8 protein-coding genes are annotated in these 16,946 nt (G+C 67.3%); 4 read left to right on the plus strand and 4 right to left on the minus strand.

Annotated features, from left to right (window positions below; translation table 11 throughout):
* Positions 1 to 65: 65 nt before the first annotated feature.
* Complete coding sequence (locus ACW17W_RS11745; protein ID WP_492077077.1) at positions 66 to 2,351, plus strand: hypothetical protein; 2,286 nt, start codon at positions 66 to 68, stop codon at positions 2,349 to 2,351.
* Positions 2,348 to 3,997 carry an alpha-L-fucosidase gene (locus ACW17W_RS11750; protein ID WP_492077078.1) on the plus strand — a complete coding sequence of 550 codons (1,650 nt, stop codon included), beginning with the start codon at positions 2,348 to 2,350 and terminating at the stop codon, positions 3,995 to 3,997. The genes ACW17W_RS11745 and ACW17W_RS11750 overlap by 4 nt, the downstream gene beginning before the upstream one ends.
* Positions 3,998 to 4,004: 7 nt before the next feature.
* On the opposite strand, the gene ACW17W_RS11755 is transcribed toward ACW17W_RS11750, so the two are convergent.
* The 4 genes from ACW17W_RS11755 to ACW17W_RS11770 all read right to left on the minus strand — a co-directional run bounded on the left by ACW17W_RS11755 (position 4,005) and on the right by ACW17W_RS11770 (position 13,615).
* Positions 4,005 to 5,966: a sialate O-acetylesterase gene (locus ACW17W_RS11755; protein ID WP_492077079.1), complete on the minus strand. Its 1,962-nt coding sequence runs from the start codon at positions 5,964 to 5,966 to the stop codon at positions 4,005 to 4,007.
* 47 nt (positions 5,967 to 6,013) lie between these two features.
* Entirely contained in the window at positions 6,014 to 8,944 is a 2,931-nt protein-coding gene (locus ACW17W_RS11760) for a glycoside hydrolase family 31 protein (RefSeq protein WP_492077080.1), read from the minus strand.
* Positions 8,945 to 8,969: 25 nt separating this feature from the next.
* Complete coding sequence (locus tag ACW17W_RS11765) at positions 8,970 to 10,643, minus strand: DUF5597 domain-containing protein (RefSeq protein WP_492077082.1); 1,674 nt, start codon at positions 10,641 to 10,643, stop codon at positions 8,970 to 8,972.
* A gap of 83 nt (positions 10,644 to 10,726) precedes the next feature.
* Complete coding sequence (locus ACW17W_RS11770; protein ID WP_492077084.1) at positions 10,727 to 13,615, minus strand: TonB-dependent receptor; 2,889 nt, start codon at positions 13,613 to 13,615, stop codon at positions 10,727 to 10,729.
* 288 nt (positions 13,616 to 13,903) lie between these two features.
* Between ACW17W_RS11770 and ACW17W_RS11775 the strand changes: the two genes are divergently transcribed.
* A complete protein-coding gene (locus ACW17W_RS11775; RefSeq protein WP_492077085.1) occupies positions 13,904 to 15,433 on the plus strand; it encodes a tryptophan halogenase family protein in 1,530 nt (509 codons plus the stop codon).
* Positions 15,433 to 16,941, plus strand: coding sequence for a tryptophan halogenase family protein (locus ACW17W_RS11780; RefSeq protein WP_492077087.1), 1,509 nt, complete (start codon positions 15,433 to 15,435; stop codon positions 16,939 to 16,941). Before ACW17W_RS11775 ends, ACW17W_RS11780 begins: the two co-directional genes overlap by 1 nt.
* Positions 16,942 to 16,946: the final 5 nt, after the last annotated feature.

Genomic DNA, 16,946 nt, shown 5'->3' on the forward strand with positions numbered 1-16,946 from the left:
TCAGTTTGTTAGCGCTATCAGACGACGGAGCAACCGTCTCGGGGGTCGCTTGGGGGAAGATCGCCATGAGGCCACGACTGACACGACGCACCCTGGGCCGGCTGGCGCTCACCGCCGCCGGAACCTGCGGCCTGCCCGGGGCGGCGCGCGGCGCAACCCCCGACGCCCTGCCCTACCGCTGGAAAAACGTGGTCGTCGGAGGCGGCGGCTTCGTCCCGGGCGTGATGTTCAGCCGGGTCGTCCCGGGACTGGCCTATCTGCGGTCCGACATGGGCGGCGCCTACCGCACCGATCCCGCCACAGGCCGGTGGATCCCCCTTCAGGACCAGAACCCGGTCTCCAGCTATATGGGGGTGGAGAGCATCGCGCCGGATCCGCTCGAGGCGGATGTCGTCTATGCGGCGGTCGGCATGCATCGAGGCGGCGAGGCGGCCATCCTGCGCTCCGGCGACCGGGGCGACACATGGGCGGCCACCCCCGTCCCCTTTCCCATGGGCGGCAATGAGGATGGCCGGGGGCTGGGTGAACGTCTGGCCGTCGACCCGAATGACAACCGCATCCTCTATTTCGCTTCGCGCCATGACGGGCTGCAGCGCTCCGCCGACAAGGGGGCGAGCTGGCGAACGGTCGCCGGCTTCCCCGTTGCGGGACAGGGCGCGCGCCTGGACCAGCCCACCCATCCGGGACTTTCCTTTGCGATCTTCGACCCGGCTTCTGGACGTCGCGGCGCGGCCACCCCGACCCTGTTCGTCGGGGTCGCGGACGACGAGGGTCAGGGCCTGTACCGCTCCGACGACGCGGGCGGCAGCTGGCGCAGGCTGGAGGGCGGTCCGGCCGGTCTGTCCCCGGTCAAGGCGGCGATCTACGACCGGGGCGTCCTTTATGTCACCTGGTGCGAGGGGGTCGGTCCCAACGGGGTGACGAACGGCGCCGTGACCCGGCTGGACAGCCGCAGCGGCGACGTCCTGGCCGATATCTCCCCGCCCCGCCCCGCCGAAGGTCGGGCCAGCGGCTTCATGGGGGTGGCCGTGGACCCCGAAGCGCCCGGGACTGTGCTCGTATCCACCCTGAACCGCTGGGAGCCGGGCGACACCCTCTGGCGGACGACCGACGACGGCCTCAGCTGGACCAGCTTGCGCGAAACGTCGCGCCGGGACGTCTCAGCGACGCCCTTCCTGTACTGGGGCAATGCCGAGCCCGATTTCGGCTGGTGGATCGCCGCCCTGGCCATAGATCCGTTCAACGGCGGTCGGGCTGTCTATGCGACGGGCGCGACCCTCTATGCGACCGACGATCTGAAGGCCGCCGATCGCGGGGCGCCGACCCTGTGGAAGCCCTGGGTCGAGGGCATTGAACAGACGGCGGTGATCACCCTGACCAGCGCCGCCGTCGGTCCGCCCCTGCTCAGCGGGTTCGGCGACATCTCCGGTTTCGCCCACGAGGATCTGGACCGGTCGCCGTCGCGGCAGTTCATCACCCCGGTGTTCGGCAACACCAACCAGATCGACTGGGCCGGGGCGGCCCCGAATATCGTGGTGCGCAGCGGCACTCCGCATGAAGGGGTCGGCTCCGGCGGACATGACGGCTCGACCCTGGCCTGGTCCGGCGATGCGGGGCTGAGCTGGACGCCGCTGGGCCGGCCGCGACCGGCCGCGGGCGGGCCGGCGCCCTCGCCCGAGGATCCGCGAATGGACCTGTACCGGGACGCCCGGATCGTCGTCTCGGCCGACGGCTCGACTTTTGTCCTGGCGACGCCCGAGGCGGTCTGGTCGCGCGATCGGGGCGCGACATGGCGGACCTGTCGCGGCCTGCCGCCGCTGCTGCAGCCCGTGGCGGACCGCAAGGATCCCCTGCTCTTCTATGCGCTGGATTTTCACAGCGGCGACTGGTTCGTCAGTGTCGACGGCGCCGAAAGCTTCGCGCCTGTGCCCTCGCGCGGCCTGCCCGATGTGTCGGGCGATCGTCCGACGTGGCGCGAACAGGCCTTCCCGCTCAAGGCCGCCCCCGGGAACGAGGGACAGCTTTGGTTGGTCTCACGCGCAGGTCTGTTCAACAGCCGTGACGGCGGCCAGAATTTCGAGCGGATCGACAGCGATCTGGCGGTCAGGATGATGGACTTCGGCAGGCCGCCGCCGGGCGCCGCCGGGCCGACTTTGTTCGCCATCGGCACGCGCGGTTCGGTGCTCGGCGTCTTCCGCTCCGACGATCGGGGCCGGTCATGGTCGCGAATCAATGACGAGCGCCACGAATACGGTCGCCGGTTCCGGGCCATTGCCGGTGATCCCCGCATCCCCGGCCGCGTCTATGTGGCGACCGACGGACGCGGCATCGTCTATGGAGAACCGGCATGACCCTGTCGCGACGCGGACTTCTGGGCGCCGGCGCCTCGGCCTCGATGCTGGGGGCCTCGATTCTGGGCGCCTGCGCCACGACGCCGGGCCGGACGAATTGGGGCCAGATCACGCCGGGGCCGTTCAACCCGACCTGGGACAGTCTGATTGAAGGCTATCAGACGCCCGACTGGTTCCGCGACGCCAAGTTCGGCATCTGGTCCCACTGGGGGCCTCAGTGCGTGCCCGAGTTCGGCGACTGGTACGGCCGCCAGATGTATATCCAGGGCAACCCGTTCTACGACCACCACGTCGCGACTTACGGCCATCCCAGCCGCTTCGGCTTCATGGAGTTCATCGACCAGTGGAAGGCTGACCAGTGGGATCCGGAGGATCTGCTGGATCTCTATCAGGCGGCCGGCGCCCGCTACATTATGTCAATGGCCAACCACCACGACAATCTCGACCTGTTCGACAGCGCCCACCACGACTGGAACGTCATGCGGGTCGGGCCGAAGCACGACATCGTCGGGACCTGGGAAAAGGCTGTCCGCGCGCGAGGACTGAGGTTCGCCGTGTCAAACCACGCGGCCCACGCCTGGCACTGGTGGCAGACGGCCTATGGCTATGACGCCGAGGGGCCGATGAAGGGCGTCCGCTACGACGCCGCCCGCCTGACCAAGGCCGATGGCGCAGGCACATGGTGGGAGGGGCTGGACCCGCAGGAGCTCTACACCGGCCCGACCTTCGCCCCGCCGGAAGGGATCGGCTCCATCGCCGGGATGAACGCCTGGCACGACGCCCGCGACGGCCAGTGGATCGAGACCCCGCCGGCGAACAACCCCGCCTTCGTCCGGTCCTGGGTGGCGCGCCAGCGCGACCTGATCAACAAGTACCGCCCGGACATGGTCTATTTCGACAACTATCAGCTGCCGCTGGGTCGATACGGACTGGAGGCCACGGCCGAATACTACAACGCCTCGCTGCAATGGCGTGGCGAACTGCCGGTCGTGAACGGCAAGCGCCTGGACGAGCGCCAGCGCAAGGGCATTGTCGAAACGGTAGAGCGCGGCTTTTCAGACAGTCTGAAGCCCGAGCCGTGGCAGACCGATACCTGTATCGGCGACTGGCACTACAACCGCGCCCGCTACACCAGCCATTCCTATGTGCCGGCCCACAGCGTGATCCAGCGCCTGGTCGATGTGGTGTCGAAGAACGGCAATCTGATGCTGAACATCCCGCAGCGCGGCGACGGCTCCATCGACAGCGACGAGCGCCGGATCCTGACCGACATCGCCGCCTGGATGAAGGTCAATGGCGAGGCCATCTTCGACACCCGGCCCTGGCGCATCTATGGCGAGGGGCCGACGACGGTGGTCGCGGGTATGCACGGCGAGGGCGCGGCGCGGCCGTGGACGGGCCGGGACATCCGCTTCACCACGAAAGATCGGACCCTGTACGCCTTCGCTTTGGACTGGCCCGAGGACGCACGGATGGTCATTCCGACGCTGAAGCCTCCGGCCGGCCAGGTCGAGGCGGTCGAACTGCTGGGCGGGGCCGCCCTGCCCTTCCGCCAGACAAACGAAGGCCTGACCATCGACCTGCCGACGGAACGCCCCGTGACGGTGGCGCCCGCCGTGCGGCTGAGGGGGGCCGGTCTGGTCTGAGTTCCGTTCAGCGGATCGGGGCCTCGAACGGGACCGCAGGCAGGCCGGCGGGGCCGTAGAGATTGCAGATCGGGCTGTCGGCCCAGCACAGCCGGACCTTGACGTCGGTCGGCCGGGCGGAGGCCAGGACCACCCGATCCCCGGCGACGGTCGCCTCGACAAAGCGGCAGACGCCGTTCGCCTCGCACAGCTCGAAACCGACGGGACCGGCGGATCCATAGGCGGTGAGCGCCGTACCCGCAGCATAGCGGACATACACCCCATCCGCGCCGCGCTCGACCGCGACCGGCTGGGGCGAGACCGGCTGGGCGATCCCGTCCAGCCGATGCGCCTCCAGCGCCAGCCGCCGCCCGACCTCCAGCTTGTTGGTCGGGTGGATGTCGTAGCGGTCGCCGATGTCGATGGCCACGGCCAGACCCGCCAGCGGATCGGCATTGACGACGGTGCGCTGGCTCTCGCGCAGGGCGGCCCAGTACGAGTTTGTCGGCTGGCCGGCCATCGGACCGAAGTTGGCCAGTTGCACCACCAGCATCCGCATTTCGGGGCTTTCGAACCGCGCCCGCCAGTCGGCGAACAGGGCCGGCAGCAGGCGGCGATAGCCGACATGGTCGGCGACATTGGACTCGCCCTGGTACCAGGCCATGCCCTTGAGCCCGTAGGGCCCGAGCGAGGCGATCATGCCGTTATAGAGCGTCGTCGTGCCGCTGCCGCCGATCCAGGGCGTTCGCGGCGCGATCGGCAGGTCGCCCAGGGGGGCGGCGACCCGGTGACGCCAGCCGGACGACAGGGAGACACTGGTCCCGTCCGCGAATGCCAGCCGCTTGTTCGTCGCCGGTCCCCAGGCGCCGCCGCCGCCATTGGTGTCCAGGACCCCGACCGCGATCAGATTCCGCCCGGGCTTCAGCGTCCCGGCCGGAACCGTATAGGTGCGCGGCGTGTCCCAGCCCTGGGATCCGCCGACATACTGGCCATTGATCCATGTCACGTCGGCATCGTCGACCGGACCCAGTTCGAGGGTCGCAGCCTGACGCGCCTGTGCGGCGGTCAGCTCGACCTCCCGGCGCAACCAGACCACGCCGTCGAAGGTCTCCAGACCCGGAACCGCGCTTTCCCAGAAGCCCTCGGCGGCGATCGGCGCCCAGTCGGCGTCCCGGGTCTGCGGCAGGTTCCAGCCCTGCCGGGTGCCGGGATCGTTGGCGCTCCACCAGGCCTGGGTGACCCGCCGCCAGATCGCATCGCCCTCGGCGGGATCACGGGCATAGGCGTCCAGCGCATTCAGCGCCTCGTCATGACCACCCAGTTTGACGACAGCGTCGCGGCTCAGCCAATCCTCGATGATCGAACCGCCCCAGGAGGCGGCGATCAGGCCGATGGGGACATTTTCGGTCCGTCGCAGGTCACGGCCCATGAAATAGCAGGCGGCCGAAAAGTCGCGCACGCTGTCGGGGCTGGTCGTGCGCCACCGACCGACCGGGCCCGGCGCGGCGGCCGGCGCCGGCAGGCTCGACCGGCCGACGAGCAACAGGCGCAGGTTCGCGTCATTGGCATTGCCGATTTCCGATTCAGCGTTTGTGGCCTGACGAACCGCGAACTCCATGTTCGACTGGCCCGAACACAGCCAGACATCGCCGACCATCACGTCCGACGCCGTCTGGGCAGCCGCGCCCTCGACCTCGGCCGTCAGCACATAGGGACCGCCAGCGACCATAGCCGGCAGGGTGGCGCGCCAGCGGCCGTCGGCGCCCGCCGTGGCCTGAACCCCGGTTTGACCCAGGGTGACAGAGACCGCCGCCCCGGGCGTCGCCCGTCCCCAGACCGCCACCGGCTGCCCGCGCTGCAGGACGGCATGGTCCTGAAACATGGCGTCGAGCAGAGACGCTGAGGCCGACGGCTGGGCGCGGGCCTGGACCGGACAGACCGCCATCATCGTCAGGACAGCCGCGGCGGTGGAAAGTTTCAGCAAGCGCACCCGCGCCTCCTCATCATCAGTGAATGTGACGCCGGCCCGGATGAGCCCTAACGTCGGACCTCGACCGCCTCACCCGTATACTGGATCGTGCGGGCCGGTGCGGCGTCGAAGTCGCCGACATCAGCGCCCGGCCCGCTGACGAAGCGCACATGGATCGTGCGGCTGGCCGGCATGCCTGCATACGAGCCCGTCCGCGCGCCGAGGGTCAGGACGCCCGTCGCGTCATTCCAGCGCATCGGAATGCTCGCGAACTCGCCCCGCTCATAGGCATAGGTCACGCCCTGGTCCTCATACAGGGAGAAGGTCCCGTCGGCGCCGGCATAGACCATCAGGGTCAGGGGAGCATCCAGCTTCTCGGACGTATACTGGATCGCCGGCCCAGTCGGCAGGATCGAGCCCGCCCGCACGAAGACCGGGATCTTGTCCACTGCCGCCTGGACCGTCACCGACTGGCCGCCGGCATATTTCTGGCCCGACAGCAGGTCGTACCAGTCGGCGCCTGCAGGGAAATAGACCGATCGGCTGCGCGCCCGGTATTCGGTGACCGGAGCCACCAGCAGGGCCTTGCCAAACAGATACTGGTCGTTGATATCGCGCGCGTTCAGATCATGCGGGAAGTCCATGACCAGCCCGCGCATGATGGTGCCGTCATTGTGCCAGGTCTCGCCGGCCAGGCTGTAGATATAGGGCATCAGCCTGTACCGCGTCCGCATCTGGGCGGCATAGGCGTCGAACAGCGGCGTGCCCGGCCGGGCCAGATTATAGACCTCGCGCAGCGGGAATTCGCCGTGCGAGCGGAACACGGGAGACCAGGCCCCGAACTGGAACCAGCGCAGGTTCAGCTCGTCCCATTCCGCCTGGTCCTCCGGCTTCATCCCCGCCGGATTCGAATACCGCGCCTCGACCGAGAAGCCGCCGATATCGTGGGTCCAGTTGGCGATGCCCGACAGGCCGGTGTTCACGCCCGCAGAGATCTGGTCGCGCAGATTGTCCCAGCGCGCCACGACGTCGCCCGACCACAGGGTGGAGCCGGTGCGCTGCAGACCGCCCCAGGCGGACCGCGTCAGGATATAGGTCCGCTCATCGCCCTTTTCCTCGCGGAAGCGGCGGTAGACGTTCTCGGCGTTGACCAGCGGATAGGAGTTGAACACATAGGCGCCCGGGCCGATGGCGGTGGGGCCCATGCGCAGGGTGCGCTCGGCGATGTCGAGATTGGAGTGCATGTCCGGCTCGACCGAATCCAGCCACCAGCCGTCGAAGTCCATGCCCTTGAAGCTGTCGGACATCTGCTTCCAGTACAGGTCGCGGGCGGCGGGCAGGTAGGGGTCATAGAAGCTGTTGGCATAGCCGGGGCCGACCCAGTCGCGGGCGCCCGCCTCGACGTTGCGGGTGTACATGCCGCCGATCGCGTCCAGTTCCTTGTAGTGATCGGTGGTCGGATAGAATTTCGGCCAGACCGAGATGATGATGTTGGCGTTCATGTCGTGAACCTCCTTCACCATCTTCGTCGGATCGGGGAAGCGCGCCGGATCGAAGTCGTGCGATCCCCAAGCGTTCTCGGGCCAGTAGAACCAGTCCTGCACGACATTGTCGATCGGCAGGCCCAGCTCGCGATAGCGGCGCACCACCCCGACGACCTCGTCCTGGGTATTGTAGCGCTGGCGGCTCTGCCAGAAGCCATAGGCCCAGCGCGGCAGCATCACCGACTTGCCCGTCAGGCCGCGATAGCCCGAGATCACCTCGTCCAGACTGTCGCCGCCGATGTAGTAGTAGTCGATCGCGTTGCCGACCTCTGAGGCCAGGCTCAGCGCCCCCTGCTCGGCGGCCGGCAGCGGGTCCATGTGCCGCAGCGCCAGATAGCCGTCCTCGGGCGTCCATTCGATCCTGATCGCCACCCGCTCGTCCGCCGGCAGCTCGACCTGGAAGTCGTGATCGAACGGGTTCCAGTTCTGGCGCCAGTTGTCTTCCTGCAGCTCGCCATTGATCCAGACCTTCGTATAGCCGGAGGAGTAGAGGCGGAACTTGTGGCGGCCGGCGGTCGCCGTCTCGATCGTGCCTTCCCAGACGACACGGACGCCGGCCTGACCGGCCTTGCCCATGTCGCCGGTCTGCACCGGCTGGCCCGGCTGGGCCTTGAAACCCTCGGGCCAGCGCGACCACTCGCGGATGAACTCGTAGTTGACCTCGGATTCCTGTCGCTGAACCTTCAGCTCATCGCCCTGGTAGTAGCTGGCGGTCAGTCCGCCGAACCGACCGGTGACATCGCGCAAGATCAGCCGCTCGCCCAGCATGCCATAGGGCCGCGGGTCGCCGAAGCGGGTGATGGCGTTGGTTTCCCACAGCAGGCCATAGTTCCTGCTGGAAACCACGAACGGGATGCCCACATCCATATTGTGCTGGGCCAGGGTCACGTCCTGGCCCTTGTGGTCCATCAGCCCCTGCTGGTGCTGGCCCAGACCATAGAAGGACTCATCGGCCGGGCTTTCCCAGATCTGGCGCGTGGCCAGGAAGCGGTGATCGCCGGTCTGGTCCTCGACGGTGACAGGGCGCAGTTCGCGACTGCCGGGCCGCTCCGCCAGAACCTCGCGCCCGTCCTCGTCCAGAAACCGCACGGCGCCGGTGACGGTCGAGACCTCGGCGGTCGCCTCCGCCGTCTTCAGCAGCACCGCATCGGCGCGTGTCTCGACGCGGAACGGGATGTCGCTGGAAGGCCGGGCGGTGACCATCAGACTGGCCGGCAGGTCAAGGTCGGCGTCCTCGGTGGCCGTGACGCGGATGGTCTCGGGGCCGAACACCTCAAGCCGGACCCGGCGGGCGGCGCCCTCCGAAGGGGTGACCACGATCCCGGCGGGGATCCGCTCGAAAGCGGCGGCCTGGATCGCGGCGGCCGAGGCGGTGTCCATCAGCCCCGCGACGACGCCCAGCGGCGCCAGACCGAGGGCGATGACGAACAGGCGGCGGGCCAGGGAGTGGGTCATGAGACGCTCGCTATACGAAAGGGGTTCAATAGGTGGCGGTGACGACGCGCAACAGCTGCGGCCGGTCGGTGAAGTTCAGGCCGTAGTCGGTCTGGTCGCCGTTCCAGATGCGCTCAAAGACCCAGGTCCCGGCCTCGTCGAAATGGCCTTCTTCGTACCGGACGACCATGCGGCGCCTGCCGTCCGTCGAGGGCTTGGCGGCGAACTCGATGCGGGCGCGATAGCCGGTGACGATATATTCGCCGGGCGCGATCTCGGCGATCAGCGCGCCCCCGTTTGGTTTGTCCGTATTCGGAACATCGGCTAGCGGACCCAGCCAGGTCCAGTCCGGCTGGCCGAACTGCCAGCGACGATAGCCGACCGTGACCGTCCAGTCGCCGAGATCCAGGGTCTGCGACGCCCGGTCGTCCGGTTCGGACACGCCCCGGACCTTGCCGGCGAAGGCGGCGCGGGCCCACACCCTCTGCCACGGCGAGATCAGTCGATAGGCGTCGCGGAACGGCGTCAGCGTCGTCTCATCGACGACAGGCGCGCCCAGCGGATAGTTGGCATAGCCCGTATAGTCGACGCCGAACGGAGAGAAGCCGATGCCGCCGCGCCCCAGCACCGAGAACAGATAGCGGGCATAGGGGGCGTCATTGCCCGTCTCGGCGACGAACAGGGCGTTGTCCGGTCGCGCATAGCGATCCAGATGCCCCTCATAGGTGCGGGACTCGCGGTTATAGATGTCCGGGCTCAGCATCTCGATCGAGGGCGCTGCAGCCTTCCAAATATCGATGACCGGCCAGACCGGACCGCCCGAGGCATAGTTGGTGGGCGCCGTGCGCTCATGCGGATCCGGCAGGGCGGCGTTGACGTACATCGGCAGCGGATATTCGCGCTTGCCCGCCTCTGCGACCGTATTGACATAGGAGGCGATCGACCAGGCGTGGAAGAACTCCTCCGCCTCCTCTCCGAACGCCGCCGACCAGGTTCCGGCCGTCCGGCCTGTCCGGTCGAGCAGGGCCTGGGGCACGGGCCCGTTGAAGGCGGCCTGGGCGGCGGGGGAATAGTCGCGAACCGAGCCATAGGTCCCCGTCTCGTTCTGCGGCTGCATCATGATGACGGTGCGTTCGTGTTCGTCGATCTGTCGGATGTGGCGCATCAGGGCCGCAAAGGCGCGGGCGTCCGCCGCCAGCGTCTGCTGGCCGTACGGCGACATGGCGTACGATTCCGTGCCGTCCTTCTGGATCAGATGCGGGAACCGGACGGGGTCCAGCTTGACCCAGGCCGGCGCATATTTGGGCGAGGTGTTCTTCCAGGTGGCGAACCACAGAAGGACCAGACGCACATCGTTGCGCCGCGCCTCGGCAATCAGATGATCGACAAAGGAGAAGTCGAAACGCCCCTCCTCCGGCTCGATCTGTTCCCAGGCGACGGGCACCTGCACCGTATTGGCGCCGACATGGCGAATGGCCGGCCAGGCCTCGGCGAGGGGCGCGGGATAGTTGGAGGAGTTGTTGACCTGTGCGCCCAGGATGGTGAAGGGCGCGCCATCGACCATGAGGGCGTGGCGACCGTCCTGTTCGACCAGGCGGGGGATCGGGGACTGCGCAAGGGCGGCGCCGGATGTGAGGGTCAGGGCCAGACCCAGAACCAGGCCCAGAACCCGTTCAGGAACCGGCGACGCCATCCATCGTCCGATGGGCGATACGCGCATCGTCATCCTCCAACGCCAGTCAAACACGCCTCTTCAGGCCGGGGAGATCGATCCGCCAGGATCGCCCTCCCCGGCCTGTCCGATCAGAAGGTTGCGCGCAAGACGATCGCGACGCGACGGTCCGTGTCCACCCAGTTGTACGGCGGTTTGCGGGTCTCGTTGCCGACTTTCAGCACCGTCCGCTCGTTCAGGATATTGGTCGACTGGATGCCGATCTTCACATCGTCGTTGATGTTGTAGAAGACCGAACCGTCCAGCTGGCCATAGTCGCTGGCCCAGACCGGGGCGTTGATATTGGCCGCCGAGGTCGTCAGCAGGTACTCCTCGCGCCAGTTGTAGGCGAGGCGGGCGGAGATGCCGAACCGCTCATACAGCAGGGCGGCGTTGTAGCTGGTCCGCGACATGCCCTCGAGCGGCAGCGGGTCGGCCGAGGCCGTATTCTGAAGCGGGTCGAGGATATTCTGGCTCGTGTTGCGGCCGCCGCTGCTGTCGATGAAGGTGAAGTTGCCCTGCACCCCGAGCCCTTCCATCCAGCCCGGCAGGAAGTCGAAGAAGTGCTGGTAGGCCAGTTCGAACCCGTCAACCGTGCCCTCGTCGCCGTTGGTGTAACGGGTCAACAGGAAGGGATTGGTGATCCCTCCGTTGGTGATGTTGACCGTCTCGGTGCCGGTGAAGATGTAGTCGCTGATGTCCTTGTGGAAGGCGGCAAGGGTGATGCTGCCCGTCGGGGCGAAATACCATTCCAGGCTGAGATCGAAGTTGCTGGACTTGATCGGGCGCAGCTCCGGGTTTCCGCCGACGCCGGTGAAGGGCGTTGTGGAGTTCAGCGTATAGCCATCCGCCTCAAAATTGATGGACAGGTTGGTGAACGGCTGGAGTTGATACATCTCCGGACGAACCATGGCCTGGGACGCGGCGAGACGAAGCTGCAGGTTGTCTTGCAGGAAGACCCTGAGGTTCAGGCTGGGGAGATAGTTGGTGTAGCTGGTGCTGACGTCCTGACCATCCAGAGACCCGCCCGTCGAGAACTGGACGGCCCGGTTGAAGGCAGTGCAGTTGGCGAGCGGGGCGGCGGCCGTGGGGCAGGCGCCCGTGATGACCGGCAGGGTGGTGAGCGTTTGGGTCTCCGTGGTGGTCTCGACCACCCTCAGCCCCAGGTTGCCGTCGAAGGTCTTGCCGAACAGGCCGTTTTCGGCGCCGAAGCGGGCGTAGACGAACGCCGCCTGGGTCTTCTCGGTCAGCTCGGTGATGCCGCCGTTGCCGCCGCCCAGACGATAGCTTTCATAGTCGTCCGACAGCGGGGTCCAGCCCCAGCCGGAGCTGAGCGTGTTCTTCAGAATGTCATAGGCGTAGGCCGTGCCATTGCTGACCAGATCCGCGGTCGGGAACCAGGCCACGCCCGGGACCGGCGCATCGCCGCGGAAGAAGTTGTTGAAGCTGTAGAGTTCGGACGCACCCGGCAGACGCGGATCGGCCGTGCCGCCCGGGAAGCCCGTCTGGTCCAGATAGACCGGCGCGCCTCCGCCGTTGCCCCAGTACTGGTTCGACAGCAGACCCCAGTTATAGCCGGTCTGGCGGTTGGTGTAGTTCTTCTCGGTGCCGCGAATGCCGAAGGACACCGACTTGAACAGGCTGCCTTCCTCGAAGTCATAGGTGGCGTCGAGGCGACCCGCCAGTTCGTCGGCCTCATTGTCCTCGATATGGTCCATCGCCGCCGCCCACCAGTAGGCGGACTGCTGGGTCGTGGTCCCGCCGGTCGAGGTCACGGTCGGCAGGTCGCCGCCGATGCTGATCATCAGATCGGGACGGTTCTGCAACTGGGTGAAGGCCGTCATCGAATAGATTTCGGCGGTTGACTTCACATACTGGAGATCGCCGCTGAACGTCCAGGACTCGTTGGGCGTAAAGCGGACATTCAGCGCCACATCGCCGGTGCGCTTGGTGTCGTCGCCGACCCGCGTGTCGGTGTTGTAGTTGGCCTGCGGCACCCGGCCGCCGATGAAGACATCGTCTTCGTTGTAGGCATAGCTGGTGTTGGGCGTCAGGACGCTCTCTGTGCCCAGGGCGCGCTCGATATTGTAGGTTTCGGCCTGTGACCCCAGGGCCTGAAGCGTGACCAGCAGCCTGTCGTTCGGTCGCCACTGGGCGGCCAGGGCGATCGCGGTCCGCTCCTGCTCCCAGTCGATCGTGCGCCAGCCGAGATACTTCGGAATATAGACCGTATTGCCGGCGACACGGCCGCCCGAGGCGTTGGAGGCGTCCAGAACCACCGGATCGTAGCGATCAACCGAGATCGAATCCGTCCGGTTGCCGACGTTCGATATACTGACATTGGCCAGCAGGCCGATCTCGCCGATGCCCGTGTCCCATCGGTCCGAAACCAGGACGCTGCCCGATGCGAACCCGCGTTCCGACAGGTCGCCGTAGTTGTAGTCCGCATTGATCGCAATCAAGGGTTCAGAATTGTCGAACGGCACCCGGGTGCGCAGGTTGATCGTCCCGGCGATGCCGCCCTCGATCATGTTCGCCGCGACGTTCTTGTAGACATCGACGCCGGCCAGCAGGTCGGCGGAGACATCCTCAAAGCTCAGACCCCGACCGCTGGACGCCGAAAAGATGTCCCGGCCGTTGGTTTCGGACCGGACCCACGACAGACCGCGAACGAAGACGCCGCCGCCTTCGGCCGCCAGACGGGCCGGGTCGCGGGCGGCATTGGTCCGCTGCAGGGTGACGCCGGAAATGCGTTGCAGCGCCTCGGACACCGAACGGTCCGGCAGCGCGCCGATGTCCACGGCCGTCACCGAGTCGACGATGACCTCGGAATTTTGCTTGATCGCCTGGGCCGAGCGCAGCTGGGCCCGGATGCCGGTCACCACGATCTCCTCGACCTCGGTGGCGTCACCGTCCTGACCGGGAGTCGACGGGGTGGTCTGGGCCATCGCCGACAGCGGCGCCAGGGCGACCAGGCTCACGAGCGATGCCCCGCACAGCAGGCCGAAACGGTGATTTCGGTTTGAATGGGACAAGATGTCTTCCTCCCTGATGCGCCCGCCGCCTTGAGCGGTCTTGGCGCGTTCCTTCCCAATCCGGCGTGTCCCAATCTCTAAGGGCCGGCATTTCAAGGATGCACATATTTTCATGCGTTGAAAGGTGTTTTTAGTTAGCGCTATCATTTGCGCGGCGGGGCCGTCGCCATATGATCACACTATCCGCGCCGCGGCAGACAGGAGGCTGACGGAGATCAGCCCCGGGGGAGCAAGATGAATCAGCATCCGGGCGCGGTTCGCAGCGTCGTCATTGTCGGCGGCGGAACAGCCGGCTGGATGGCGGCCAGCGCCATCGCCAAAGCCTTCCAGCGGCCCGGGGCCGGAGAGACGCTGGACATCCGCCTCATCGAATCGGAAGCCATCGGCACGGTCGGCGTCGGCGAGGCGACCATCCCGCCCATCCGTCAGTTCAACCGCACGGTCGGCCTGGATGAGGCCGACTTCATGGCAGAGACCGGCGCCACGATCAAACTCGGCATCGCCTTTCACGACTGGTCCGGGCCTGGCTCCCGCTATTTTCACGGCTTTGGCGACTACGGCCCGCCGGTCCGGGGCCAGGCCTACCGCCAGCATCTGTTTCGGCTGAAGGCCGCGGGGCGAATCACCTCGCTGGAACCCTGGTCCCTTCCCGCCATCATGGCCCGGGAGGGCCGGTTCGCCCCGCCGCTCGACGACCCGCGCTCGGTGCTGTCGTCCTTCTCCTATGCCTACCAGTTTGACGCCGGACGTTTTGCGCGCCGACTGCGGCGTCTCGCGGAAGCCGCCGGCGTGGTCCGGATCGAGGGCCGGATCGTCGATGCGGAGGCGGCCGACGGCCGGGTCGCGGCGGTGCGCCTCGAGGATGGCCGGCGACTGGAGGGGGACCTTTTCATCGACTGCTCCGGCTTCCGCGGCCTGTTGATCGAGGGCGCGCTGAAGGCCGGCTATGAGGACTGGAGCCGCTGGCTGCCGTGCGACCGCGCAGTCGCCCTGCCCTGTCCGCCGAACCGGCCTGCCGGCGCCTTCACCACAGCCACGGCCATGACAGCCGGCTGGCGTTGGCGCATCCCCCTGCAGCATCGGGTCGGCAACGGCTATGTCTACTCCAGCAGCTTCATCAGGGATGAGGACGCGCTTGACGCCCTCGTCCGGGAACTGGAGGCGGCCCCGGCGGCGGAGCCCAACCGACTTCGTTTCGTCACCGGACGCCGGCGCTCCGCCTGGAAGGGCAATGTGGTGTCGCTCGGCCTCGCCGCCGGCTTCCTCGAACCGCTGGAATCGACCAGCATCAACCTGATCCAGACCGGTATCGGCCGTCTGCTGGAACTGTTCCCCGACCGCGACTTCGATCCGGCCCTGATCGCCGAATACAACCGGCGCACGGCTCAGGAGTTCGAACGCGTACGGGACTTCATCATCGCCCACTATCACCTGGCCGGGCGCACAGAGGGCGAACTCTGGCGGCACTGTCGCGAAACGCCGCCGCCGGATACCCTGGCCGGCAAGCTCGAGCTGTTCAGGCTGCGTGGAGAGGTTCCCCTGCTGGAAGACGAATCGTTCCGCGAGGACAGCTGGGCGGCCGTCCTGACCGGTCTGGGCGTCTGGCCGCGCAGGGTCTCTCCCCTGGTCGACCGGCTGGACCTCGACCGGATGGAGGCCCAGGCCGGACGGCTGTCCGGGCTGATCCGCAGCGCCGCCCTCTCCCTGCCGGATCACGGCGCCTATCTTGACGAACGGCGGACCGCGCCGGTGGAGCCTGCCTGATGACGCCCGAGCCGATCCGGAAAATTCTCATTGTCGGCGGCGGCACCGCCGGCTGGATGACCGCCGCCGCCCTTGCACATGTCGTGCGAGGAACAGTGAAGATCGAACTGGTCGAGTCCGAGGCGATCGGCGCCGTCGGCGTCGGCGAGGCCACCATCCCGCCGATCCTGCTGTTCAACGCCCTGCTTGGCATCGACGAGAACGAATTCGTCCGCGCGACCCAGGCGACCTTCAAACTGGGCATCCAGTTCCGCGACTGGTTCCGCAAGGGACATGAGTATTTCCATCCGTTCGGCCAGTACGGCATGCGCGTCGACGCCGCCTCATTCCACCAGTACTGGCTGCGCCTGAACGCCGCCGGTCTGGACGACAGCCTGGACGACTATTCGGTCACCACGGTCGCCGCACGCATGGGTCGCTTCGACCGGACGCGCCCCGACCCGCGCACGATCCAGTCCCAGATGACCCACGCCTTCCATTTCGACGCCTCTCTCTACGCCCGCTTCCTGCGCCAGAGGGCCGAGGCGGCCGGGGTGGTCCGGCATGAGGGCCGGATCGCCGATGTGAAGCTGCGCGAGGACGGGTTTATCGCCTCTGTCGCGCTCGACGACGGGCGCGAACTCGACGCTGACTTCTTTATCGACTGCTCGGGTTTCCGGGGACTGCTGATCGAGGGGGCGCTCAAGACCGGCTACGAGGACTGGACCCACTGGCTGCCCTGCGACCGGGCGGTGGCCATGCCGTGCGCCCGGGTCGAGGATCCGACGCCCTACACCCGCTCCACCGCCCTTGAGGCCGGCTGGCGCTGGCGCATCCCGCTGCAGCACAGGACCGGCAACGGCTATGTCTATTGCAGCGACCACATCAGCGACGACGAGGCCCAGGCCCGCTTGCGGGGCGGGCTGGACGGCGAGGCCATGGCCGAGCCCAACTTCCTGCGTTTCCGCACCGGACGGCGAAAGAAGGCCTGGAACAGGAATTGTCTCGCCATCGGCCTCTCGGCCGGATTCCTTGAGCCTCTGGAATCGACCAGCATCCACCTGATCCAGACCGGCATCACCAAGCTCCTGCTCAGCTTCCCCGACACCGGCTTCCCGCAGGCCGACATCGACAACTACAACCGGCTGGTCCAGCTGGAGTACGAGCGCGTGCGGGACTTCGTGGTCCTGCACTACCACGCCACCGAACGGGACGACACGCCGCTGTGGCGCCATGTCTCGACCATGGACATCCCCGAAACCCTGCGCTGGAAGATCGACCAGTTCCGCACACGCGGGCGCGTGTTCCGCTTCGAGGACGAACTGTTCCAGGACACCAGCTGGATCGCGGTCCTGCTGGGTCAGGGCGTGCGTCCCGAACGGCCCGATCCGATCACCGGAACGGTGCCTCTGGAGGCGACCCGCGAGTGGCTTCACCAGTTGAGGGCGTCCATCCGTCAGGGTGTCGGGCAGATGCCGACGCACGAGGCCTTCATCGCGGCGAACTGCAAGGCGCCGGCCATCGGTTGACCGGC

The organism is Brevundimonas sp. FV1ye29L, from assembly GCF_058681095.1.